This is a genomic window from Aminobacter sp. P4_H6_2 (genome assembly GCF_056400805.1).
This window is the reverse complement of the sequence record NZ_JBFUKO010000134.1, coordinates 1-10386: the sequence shown is the minus strand read 5'-3', so window position 1 is coordinate 10386 and position 10386 is coordinate 1. Positions and strand designations below refer to the sequence as shown.

Below are 10386 nucleotides of genomic sequence, written 5' to 3'. Positions count from 1 at the left end.
TCAATGTCCTCAGCCGGCAGGCGATTGAGGGCAGCGGGGAAGAGGACTTTTTCTTCCATGCTGTTTGCAGCTTCGATGGCCGGCTTGAGCGTGGCAGCAATCTGCCTGCAGCGTTTCCTGTCGGGGTGAGGAAGAGAATCCGCGATCTCTTCGAGACTGTCGCAGATCTCCAGCGTTGCGCGATAGAGTCTGGTCAGCTCGACAAAACCAGCCGTGGGGGTAGGTTCGATCATCGCAGCTGGCTCTGGCACTTCTACTGGTTGAAGAAAAGAACAACAGCGATGGCGACTGACGCCAGTACGGCTGATGCCGCCCCGGCGCGCTGGAGAACGCCCATCCTGTAGAGAAGCAGCGCGAAGCCGACGATGATGGGCGTGGCGACGGAAAGTCCGAACTGGGCATTGGTCATGGCGCGGGTTCCCGAAAGCTGGTGCTGTTGACGGCGCGATCCTGCAGATTTTCGTGTACGCCACCTTGCGCAATCGCAAAGAAGCAGGCCGGGCGCATGAATATGAAGCCGCATGGATGTGGCCGTATCAACGACGCGGGCCGGAGACGATCCGGATGCCGGCGACTTTTTGCTCTGGATACTGGTGTGGAGCGAGCTTGCCGCGTTCGGCATTCTGCTCGTCGCATTCATGGTGGCCGGTGTGGTGCAGGCGGATCAGTTCGCCTCGGCGCGCCTGCATCTGAACGCGCCGCTCGCGGCGTTGAATACGGCTGTTCTTCTCACTAGCGGCTGGTTGGCAGCGCGCGCGGCTCGGCCTGACGCGACGCGCCGACAGGCGAGGGCCGCACTCATTGGGGCGGCAGTTTTCGGCTTGCTGTTTGTTGCCATCAAGCTGTTCGAATACAGCGCCGAGATCGGCCATGCCGGAGATCAAGCCTATGGCGTGTTCTTCGAGCTCTACTTCATCCTCACCGGCTTCCACCTGATGCACGTTGTCTTTGGTGCATTGCTGCTGCTGCTCGTCAGCTGGAGGATGGAGCGCTCCAACGTCGTGCTCATCACCACGCTGTGGCATGTCTTCGATCTGATCTGGATCGTCATGTTCCCACTGGTCTACCTGGCGTGAATCGCATGACAGACAGCCCCGAACATCGGCTTTCCAGATCCTTGCTCATCCTCCTCGCTCTCACCGGCATGAGCGTTCTGATCGTGAGATTCGCAGGGGCGACGACGGCAATCACGTTTGTTCTCGGCCTTGCCATGGTCAAGGCCCGCTTCGTCGTGATGGATTTCATGGGTTTGCGCGGACGCAGCCAAACCGTGATGCGGCGCGCGCTGCTTGCCTGGTGCCTGGTCCTTATGTCTGGAGCCGCGGCAAAGACCATCGCCGTCGCATTGGCTGCCGGCTGAGCCCCAGGCGCGTTTGTTTGCCAAAACGCAAAGAACGCCTTTCCCAAACTCATAGAAGGTTCCGATCCGGGTCAGCCGGAGACCGCCGGGAACTGCCCGTCGGGAGGGAAAACGAATGGGCCGATCCGCTTGCGCGATCGCAGTCTGGAAAGGATCACGTGATGGCAGAACGCCTCACAAAAACGGGGGCTCGAAACGTCTTTTACGGCGGTTCGATCTTCTTCTTTGCAATCTTCGTCGGGCTGACGGCCCACAGCCATTATTATATTCGCACCACCTCCACTGACGAGAAGACGCTGACGGACTCAGTCGCGCGCGGCAAGCATGTCTGGGAGAAGAATTCCTGCGTCAACTGCCACACGATCCTGGGCGAGGGCGCCTATTTCGCGCCTGAACTCGGCAACGTTTGGAAGCGCTATGGCGGCGAAAGCGACCCAGAAGGCGCACGCGAAACGCTCAAGGCGTGGATGGCAGCACAGCCCTCGGGAATCGAGGGCCGCCGCCAGATGCCGCAGTTCCATCTCACCGAGGGGGAGTTGAACGATCTCGCAGACTTCCTCGAATGGACGAGCCGCATCGACACCCAGAAGTGGCCGCCGAACGAGGCAGGCTGAGGCGCCAAGGAGACAGACATGAAATACCAATCCCAAAAGGTCGCAATGACCTACTTCTACGGCGCGCTTGTCCTGTTCCTGGCGCAGGTCGCCTTCGGCGTGGTCGCCGGCATGATCTACGTGCTTCCCAACACGCTTTCCGAACTGCTGCCGTTCAACATCGTCCGGATGATCCACACCAATGCGCTGATCGTCTGGTTGCTCATGGGCTTCATGGGAGCGACCTATTACCTGCTGCCCGAGGAGGCGGAGACCGAGCTGTACAGCCCGAAACTGGCGACCATCCAGTTCTGGATGTTCTTCGTCGCTGCCGGTATCGCCGTAGTCGGCTACCTGTTCCGCATCCATGAGGGCCGCGAGTTTCTCGAGCAGCCCTTCATCATCAAGGTCGGTATTGTAGTCGTGGTGCTGATGTTCCTGTTCAACATCACCATGACGTCGCTCAAGGGCCGCAAGACGACGATCACCAACATCCTGCTCTTCGGCCTATGGATGTTGGCGATCTTCTTCCTTTTCTCCTTCTACAACCCCTCCAACCTCGCACTCGACAAGCTGTACTGGTGGTATGTCATCCATCTCTGGGTCGAGGGCGTGTGGGAGCTGATCATGGCGTCGGTGCTGGCGTTCCTGATGATCAAGCTCAATGGCGTCGACCGCGAGGTCGTGGAGAAATGGCTCTACATCATCGTTGGCCTGGCGCTATTTTCCGRCATTCTCGGCACCGGACACCACTACTACTGGATCGGCGCGCCTGCCTATTGGCAGTGGATCGGTTCGCTGTTTTCGACGCTGGAAGTCGCCCCTTTCTTTGCGATGGTGCTGTTCACCTTCCACATGACCTGGAAGGCCGGACGCAACCATCCCAACAAGGCCGCGCTGCTGTGGTCCATCGGCTGCTCGGTGATGGCGTTCTTCGGCGGTGGCGTCTGGGGCTTCCTGCACACGCTGTCTTCGGTGAACTACTACACCCACGGCACGCAGTTGACCGCAGCCCACGGGCATCTCGCTTTCTTTGGTGCCTATGTGATGCTCAACCTCGCCATGATGGCCTATGCCATTCCCGAGATGCTCGGTCGCGCGCCCTATAAGCAGTGGCTGAACATGGTCAGCTTCTGGATGATGGTCACTGCCATGTCGGTGATGACGTTCGCGCTCACCTTCGCCGGTGTTGTCCAGGTGCATCTCCAGCGCGTTCTGGGCGAAAGCTTCATGGACGTGCAGGACCAACTGGCACTGTTTTACTGGATCCGTCTCGGTTCCGGCGTCGTCGTGGTCATCTCCGCGCTGATGTTCATGTGGGCCGTGCTCGTCCCAGGCCGCGAGCGCAGCGAGAAGCTGGCCCGCGTCGTCCAACCCGCCGAGTAACGCCAGCCGCATGGCCCCGGATCTGTCCGGGGCCATGCGTCCCGCACCTAAGCTTGCCTCCCATGGAGATCCCATATGACCATCGCCCTGCCCAACGTCCGCCCTGTTGCCGACAGCCCCGCCTATTACAGCCCCTCGGGCAATGAATGCAGCCTGTTCGAGCGCGCCTGGGCGCGCCGCCTGCCGCTGCTTCTCAAGGGGCCGACGGGATGCGGCAAGACCCGCTTCGTCAGCCATATGGCAGCCAAGCTCGGCCTGCCGCTTTCGACCGTGTCTTGCCATGACGACCTGGCGGCGGCCGATCTCACCGGGCGTTACCTCTTGATGGGCGGCGATACAGTCTGGGTCGACGGGCCACTCACCCGCTCCGTGCGCGAGGGCGGCATCTGCTATCTCGACGAGATCGTCGAGGCCCGTAAGGACGTTGCCGTCGTGTTGCATCCGCTGACCGACGACCGTCGCATCCTGCCACTGGAACGCACCGGCGAGCAGTTGCTGGCGCCGTCCGCCTTCATGCTCGTCGTGTCCTACAACCCTGGCTATCAGAACCTGCTGAAGAGCCTGAAGCCGAGCACGCGCCAGCGTTTCATCGCCATTGAATTCGACTTCCTGCCCAAGGCCGAGGAAATCGCCGTGGTCTCGGCCGAAAGCGGCCTGGCCGAAGGGCAAGTGGCGCCGCTGGTCGAACTCGCCCGACGCATTCGCGCGCTCAAGGGCCACGATCTCGAAGAGGGCGCGTCGACCCGGCTGCTCGTCTATTGCGCCAGCCTCATCGACGCCGGCGTGCCGGTGCGCGAAGCAGTCCTCGCCGCAATGATCGAACCGCTGACCGACGAGCCAGATGTCAAGGCGGCATTGCTCGAACTGTCCGATTCCCTGATCCGCTGAGGCGCGCCTGTCATGCTGGACTTCCTTGAACTGGAGGAGACGGTCGGGCGCGCCTGGCATCGTCTCATCGGCAATGTACAAACCTGGCCCCGCCACCCCGAACAGGCGGTGCGGCTCGCCGATGTGCAGCCGGTGCTGGCGGTTTGTTTTCGCGGATTTGGCGGCGAAGGCGCGGTGCAAATCGCCACCGCACGCGGAAAGGCCTCCGGCCACCGGCTTGGATGGCRCCAGCGCATGGGGCTCGGCGAAGAAAAGCTGGCCCATCCCGGGCGCGATATGTCGTCGCTGATACTGCCCGGGGTGATCGACCTTTTTCCCGACAGGGATCTCAACCGTGATCTCTACGTCTGGCTGGTCGCCTATATGGCGACGATGTCACTTGAGCCTGTGACGGACGCCGATCCGCTGCAACGTGATCTGGCCATGCTGGCGCGTGCCGAAGAGATGGTAGCCCGCGTGCTCAAAAGCTTTCCCGGGTTCGAACGGCGCTACCGACGTCTTGCGGCGGCGACGCTCGAAGCGCGCCAGCGTGGCCCTCTGCCATCGGTTGAACTTCAGGTCGAGGGCCGGATATCGAGCCTTTTGCGGAAGGGCGCGGAACAGCCCGACGATGCGCTGCCGGTCATCTTCCCCCATCGCGCACCGGCGGGATATTTGCCCATGCTGCCCGTTCCGCTCTGGCCCGATGCGTTGCTGCGCGTCGAGACGGCACCGCGCCGTGGCGAAGACGAGCCGATTGCCGGCGGCCGCGAGGCCGAGGGTGTTGAAACCGAGCGTCAGGTAGCCGTCCGGGAGAACCAAGATCCACGCAAGGACGAGCGGAGCCCCTTCATCCTCAATCGCTTCGAAAAGATCCTCGCCATGGCCGAGATGGTCAATGTCGACCGTCCATCCGACGACAGCGACGACCAGGACGCCAAGGCTGCGGAAGACCTCGACGACATGACTTTGGGAGAGCGCAAGGGCCGACCGGCTACGCGCTTTCGCTTCGACCTCGACCTGCCGCCCGAAGCACTGGACCGGACGCCGCTGACTGCGGAGCGGACCTATCCGGAGTGGGATTTCCGCTCGGGCACCTATCTTCCCAACCACTGCCGGGTGCTGGCCGCGCCGGCCTCGGCGCTCGGGGACGCTGGCGAGCCAGATATCGAGACCAGGCGCCTCATTCGCCGGGTACGCCGCCAGTTCGAGGTGCTGCGCCCGCGCAACGAGATCCTGCGGGCGCAGCTCGACGGCGCCGATCTCGATCTCGATGCTGTCGTGCGCGCCCGCACCGACCTGGCTGCGGGTGGGCAGGGCAGCGACCGCATCCATCTGATGAGCCGGCCGCAGGTGCACGACCTCGCCGTCACCATCCTTGTCGACGTGTCGTTGTCGACCGATGCCTGGTTCGACAATCGCCGGGTGCTGGATGTCGAGATGGAGGCTCTGCTGGTCCTGGCCAACGGGCTTTCCGCCTGCGGCGATAATCACTCGATCCWGACCTTCACGTCGAGGCGGCGCGACTGGGTGCGCATCGAGGAGGTCAAGGCTTTCGACGAACCGATGAGTTCGGTGGTGGAGTCTCGCATCGCCGCGTTGAAGCCGGGCTATTACACGCGGATCGGCGCGGCCATCAGGCATGCGGCCGCCGAACTCGGCAAGCAGCCCAATCGCAAGAAGCTGCTTCTGGTGCTGACTGACGGCAAGCCCAACGACATCGACCATTATGAGGGACGGTTCGCGCTTGAAGACAGTCGCCGTGCCGTGATCGAGGCGCGCCGCATGGGGCTCGGCGTCTTCGGCGTGACGGTGGACCGCGAGGCAAAATCCTACGTTCCGGCGCTATTCGGCCAGAACGGCTATGCGCTGGTCGGCAACATCAACCGGCTGCCTGCAGCACTTCCCGCCATTTATCGCAGCCTTGCAGGATAGGGGGACAAGGTCGCGATAGCGAAAGGCCCGGCGCGCCAGAGCCGGGCCTTTTTGCTTTCGGTGTTTGCGCGGCTCACGCCGCCTTGCTGTGCGTGCGGTTTGATTGGTCGAGATAGGCGTCGAAGGCCGCCGCGACCGCCCTGATGACGAAACGATGGTCCTGGCCGACGCGGATCACACCGTCCTTCACATTGAACACGCCGTCCCCCTGGAGGGCCGCCAGTCTGTCGTTGCCAGCGAGCAGCTGAGCCGGATCAAAGCCATGGGCGCTGCAGATTGTCGGAAGATCGACAGCGAAATCGCACATCAGGCGCTCGATGATCTCGGCCCGCAGGCGATCCTCCGCCGTCAGGCGATAGCCCTTGGCGGTTGCAAGCTGCCCTGACGCGATATGCTGGGCATAGAGCCCAGGTGCCACCTCGTTTTGAACATAACCGTCGTTCATCCGGCCTATTGCCGATGCACCGAAACCGATCAGCGTTTCGCAATTGTCGGTGGTGTAGCCTTGGAAATTCCGCCTCAACTTGCCTGCGTCTTGCACCTGAACGAGATCGTCACCGGGCAGCGCGAAATGATCGAGGCCGATTTGCCTGTAGCCGGCTGCGACCAGCGTTTCACTGATCGCCTCAGCCTGCTCGTTGCGCGCCTGACCATCGGGCAGGGCGTTTTCGTCGATCATCCGCTGGTGTTTCTTGAACGAGGGGATATGCGCATATCCGAACACCGCAAAGCGGTCGGGCAGCATGGCGATCGCGGCATTTGCCGTGTCGATACAGGACTGCACCGTCTGGTGCGGCAGGCCGTAGATCAGGTCGAAATTGATGCCGGCAACGCCGGCGCGGCGAAGGCTGTCGGTCGCTTGCGCCGTCTGCTTCTCGCTCTGGATGCGATTGATCGCCTTTTGCACCACCGGATCGAAGCTCTGGACGCCGAGGCTGGCCCTGCTGACGCCTGCGGCACCTAGGGTCTGGGCCATCTCCGCTGTCAGCCCGCGCGGGTCGATCTCGACGGCGATGCCGGTCGTGTCGGAGAAGTCGTAGTGTTCGCGCAGCAGTGCTGTCAGCGCCAGGAATTCGGCCGGCGAGATGATGGTCGGGGTGCCGCCGCCGAAATGGACTTCGCCAACCTTCAGCCGGTGCGGAATGCGCTCGGCGACCATACGGATTTCGTCGCGCAGAACGCTGAGATAGTCGAGGATCGGCCGGTCCTGCCTTGTGATCGTGGTGTGGCAACCGCAGTACCAGCACATCGACCGGCAAAACGGGATGTGAAGGTAGAGCGAGACGGGATCACTCTTGGGCAGTTGCTGCAGCCAGTCGCCATAGGCTCCCGCGCCGATCGACCGCGCGAAACTCGGCGCGGTGGGATAGCTCGTATAGCGAGGCAGCCGGGCCTCGCCGTATTTCTGCAGGATGGATGCGGGCATGGCTCTTCCAGTTCTGTCGCAATGGTTTGCGCCGGTTCTAGTGCCATGCCCGGCCATGCTCTTTGCGAAATGCCAAGCTGCGTTCGATTCCCCGATTTGTTTGCGTTTCGACAACCTCGCCGGACGGCTGGGGCCTTAGGGTCCGCCGCGCGGGAGGATAGCGGCCGTTTCTCCCGGCATTCTTTTTTCACGGCCAGAGGACCACCAGGACATGGCAATAGCGGAAACGGCAACGATACCCCTCATCGACGTGCGGACGATCGCGCCAATTGAGCGTCATCCCCGAATATTCGCGACGGCCGAGGCGCTCGCTCCCGGCGACGCCTTCGTCGTCGTCAGCGACCACGATCCGCGTCCGCTGCACTACCAGTTGGAGATGTCGTTCCCCGGCCAGCTTTCATGGGATTATTTGGAGCAGGGCCCTGAAGTCTGGCGCGTCCAGGTCGGCCGCAAGGACGTCACCTGCTGCGGCTCCTGTGGCGGCGAGCATTGACCGCTTCGCCAGCCGGTCGCCTTCAACGCAAGGCGGCCGGCTGGCACCCAGCATAGCCACGGAAATATCCGTCGACCATTCTGCCCGGCAGTTCGAGGCAGGAAAGCAGGAAGCGGGTGCACTCGGCATCCTCCTTGCCATCGAGCAAGTCGCGATACATGTTCGCCACCATCACCATGTCGCAGCTCTGGGGGGATAGCCTCAAGCGTCGTATCTGTTGCGCAGCGAGTTCGGCGGGGCTGGGGCAGGCCGCTTGAACCTGATTGGACAGGGTCTGCACGCCATTGATCGCCAGGAAGGCCTGATCGTCGGTGGTATCCACCGCAAGGCCGTCCGGGTCCTTCTCGCAAGTGAACTGGCATGAATCCTTGTGCAGACCATGAAGCCGCGCATGGTAGCAGCGCCCTGATAGGGCGAGCGGCAGGCGACCAAACGCAAACATCTCGAACTCCGCCTCGGGGCAGGCGCGAGCGATGGCTCCCACATTCRCAAGCGACAGCTCCACCGGCGGACAAATCGTTTGCGCGCCTTGCGCGATGAGGAAGCGTGCCGTGCCTTCATTGTAGACGTTGATGAACGGGCCGGCGACGAAGGGCTGACCCCGCCGGCTCGGCATGGCGGTTATGTCGTTGATCTCGACCATGCGCGTGTCATGGCAGAGTTCGCGGACCACCTTGCATTCACGTACATTGGCAGGTGCGGCAAGCGTCGACAGCACCACCTCCTTGCCGCCTCGCTCAAGGCGCTCGATGACATCTGGCCAGACCGGGTCGGAGAACGGCAGGCGCTTGCCGCACACGACCTCACCGACATGGACGCGGTCTATCGGCGCCTCGTCGGCGATGCGCCGGTAGAAGTCGGCGAGCCGTTCGGCTGGCCAATGGAAGAATACGGGACCCAGGGTCAGCTTTGTCGGCCACATCGGTCTATCTCCATGTTTTCCGGTAGGCACCCGCAGTCTGCTTGCCGCCTTCCGACATGCCCGCGAGGATGCGGTCGATCTCGATTGCGTCTCCGCCGGCATCGATTGCATCGACCGCCCTGCGGAAGGCGCCGACAACTTCGGTGACATAGCCCTTGCCACGCTGGCGCCCTTCGATCTTGAGCGCGGTGACGCCGGCCGCCTTCAATCCCGCAAGCATGCTTCCGGCATTCAGGCTGACCGGGTCTTCGAACAGGTATGAGGTCTTGTCGCCAGCGTTGAACCGGCCCTTGCACAAGGTTGGGTATCCGGCAGGCGCGCCGGGCGCATAGCTATCGATGGTGAAGCCGGCGAGCTTGGCCGTCGTGCCCCGCGCATCCTCGTGGTAGCTCACCATTTCTGGTGGCGAGCAGACGCCGTTGAGGTTCGGCGATTTTCCGGTTGCGTAGGAAGAGAGATAACAGCGCCCCTCGACCATCACGCACAGGCCACCGAAGACGAAGGCTTCCGTCTCGACATCGATCTTTCGGTTGAGGGCTGTGATCTCTTGGATCGACAGCACGCGCGGCAGCACGACGCGCCGGACGCCGAATTCGCGCGTATAAAAATCTATGGCTTCCGGTGTCGCCGCAGCAGCCTGGACCGACAGATGAAGGCGGACATCCCGGTGGTTCTTCGCGATGTGATCGAGCACGGCTGTGTCGGCGGCGATAATGGCATCGGCACCGCATGCGATGGCTTCGTCGGCTGCCTTCTGCCACACGTCGATACGGCCGACATGCGCGAATGTGTTGATGGCAACGAGAACTTTCTTGCCATGGGCATGTGCAAAGCGCACGCCTTCGGCCAACTCCTCCATCGAGAAATTGAGCCCCGGAAAGTTCCGTGCGTTGGTTTCGTTGCGGAATCCGCAATAGATTGAATCGGCGCCGGCCAGYACCGCAGCCCGTAGAGTCGCAGGAGTGCCGGCCGGGCAGACGAGTTCCATGCGTCCAGGCTCAGTCATAGCGCCTCCTCCATGGACTTCTGGCCGCCGACCAATTGCCGGGCAGCGTTTAGCCCGCCCAAAATGCCCTTGTCGGCAAGGCGAGCGAGCGTCCCGCGCAATCCAAGCAGCTCCGAAGGGCGAAGCTCCGCATCCTCAATCGCATTGCGAAGAGCGACCACCGCTTCGGTCCGGCCGCTGACGGAGATGATGCGGTGAAAAAACAGTGCGTCGCCATCCAGCGTGCCATCGAGCAGTCCTAGCAGCATCAGGATGGGCCCCCTGATCGCCACGCTGGACGCCGTGTCGTCGTGTTTGCCTACGACACGGACGCTCGACGTTTCTCCATCGGGTACGATGACGAAGGAAAATGCGAGGTCGGTTGGATCGATCAGAAAGCTTGCGGCTCTGTGTTCACC

General features: G+C 62.4%; 12 protein-coding genes and 1 pseudogene. 7 read left to right on the top strand and 6 right to left on the bottom strand.

Annotation, left to right across the window (positions count from 1 at the left end):
• Window positions 1–233, bottom strand: a pseudogene (locus tag AC1DUU_RS12510) (hypothetical protein); the annotation flags it as partial.
• 20 nt (window positions 234–253) lie between these two features.
• Window positions 254–409 carry a hypothetical protein gene (locus AC1DUU_RS12505; RefSeq protein ID WP_476783741.1) on the bottom strand — a complete coding sequence of 52 codons (156 nt, stop codon included), beginning with the start codon at window positions 407–409 and terminating at the stop codon, window positions 254–256.
• A gap of 112 nt (window positions 410–521) precedes the next feature.
• Here AC1DUU_RS12505 and AC1DUU_RS12500 point away from each other — a divergent pair, with 112 nt between their 5' ends.
• From AC1DUU_RS12500 to AC1DUU_RS12475, 6 genes are all read left to right on the top strand, one after another.
• Window positions 522–1076 (top strand): cytochrome c oxidase subunit 3, encoded by a 555-nt coding sequence (locus AC1DUU_RS12500; RefSeq protein WP_476783740.1) that lies wholly within the window; start codon window positions 522–524, stop codon window positions 1074–1076.
• Between the two features lie 5 nt (window positions 1077–1081).
• Complete coding sequence (locus AC1DUU_RS12495) at window positions 1082–1360, top strand: cytochrome C oxidase subunit IV family protein (RefSeq protein WP_476783739.1); 279 nt, start codon at window positions 1082–1084, stop codon at window positions 1358–1360.
• 161 nt (window positions 1361–1521) lie between these two features.
• Window positions 1522–1974 (top strand): c-type cytochrome, encoded by a 453-nt coding sequence (locus AC1DUU_RS12490; RefSeq protein WP_476783738.1) that lies wholly within the window; start codon window positions 1522–1524, stop codon window positions 1972–1974.
• Between the two features lie 18 nt (window positions 1975–1992).
• A complete protein-coding gene (locus tag AC1DUU_RS12485; RefSeq protein ID WP_476783737.1) occupies window positions 1993–3339 on the top strand; it encodes a cbb3-type cytochrome c oxidase subunit I in 1347 nt (448 codons plus the stop codon).
• A 75-nt stretch (window positions 3340–3414) separates the two neighbouring features.
• On the top strand, window positions 3415–4227 hold the full coding sequence (locus AC1DUU_RS12480) for an AAA family ATPase (RefSeq protein ID WP_476783736.1): 813 nt from the start codon (window positions 3415–3417) through the stop codon (window positions 4225–4227).
• Between the two features lie 12 nt (window positions 4228–4239).
• Entirely contained in the window at window positions 4240–6141 is a 1902-nt protein-coding gene (locus tag AC1DUU_RS12475) for a nitric oxide reductase activation protein NorD (RefSeq protein WP_476783735.1), read from the top strand.
• A 73-nt stretch (window positions 6142–6214) separates the two neighbouring features.
• Here the strand turns inward: AC1DUU_RS12475 and hemN are convergent, their stop codons facing one another.
• Complete coding sequence (gene hemN, locus AC1DUU_RS12470; protein WP_476783734.1) at window positions 6215–7567, bottom strand: oxygen-independent coproporphyrinogen III oxidase; 1353 nt, start codon at window positions 7565–7567, stop codon at window positions 6215–6217.
• Between the two features lie 211 nt (window positions 7568–7778).
• On the opposite strand from hemN, the gene AC1DUU_RS12465 reads away from it, so the two are divergent.
• Window positions 7779–8060 (top strand): DUF2249 domain-containing protein, encoded by a 282-nt coding sequence (locus tag AC1DUU_RS12465; protein WP_476783733.1) that lies wholly within the window; start codon window positions 7779–7781, stop codon window positions 8058–8060.
• Window positions 8061–8082: 22 nt separating this feature from the next.
• On the opposite strand, the gene ubiV is transcribed toward AC1DUU_RS12465, so the two are convergent.
• The 3 genes from ubiV to ubiT all read right to left on the bottom strand — a co-directional run.
• The gene (gene ubiV / locus AC1DUU_RS12460; protein WP_476783732.1) at window positions 8083–8982 is read right to left on the bottom strand and encodes a ubiquinone anaerobic biosynthesis protein UbiV; all 900 of its coding nucleotides are present in this window, start codon (window positions 8980–8982) and stop codon (window positions 8083–8085) included.
• 4 nt (window positions 8983–8986) lie between these two features.
• The gene (gene ubiU / locus AC1DUU_RS12455; protein WP_476783742.1) at window positions 8987–9970 is read right to left on the bottom strand and encodes a ubiquinone anaerobic biosynthesis protein UbiU; all 984 of its coding nucleotides are present in this window, start codon (window positions 9968–9970) and stop codon (window positions 8987–8989) included.
• A gap of 14 nt (window positions 9971–9984) precedes the next feature.
• Window positions 9985–10386 (bottom strand): ubiquinone anaerobic biosynthesis accessory factor UbiT (gene ubiT, locus AC1DUU_RS12450; RefSeq protein WP_476783731.1); only part of this gene is annotated, 402 nt, incomplete at its 5' end.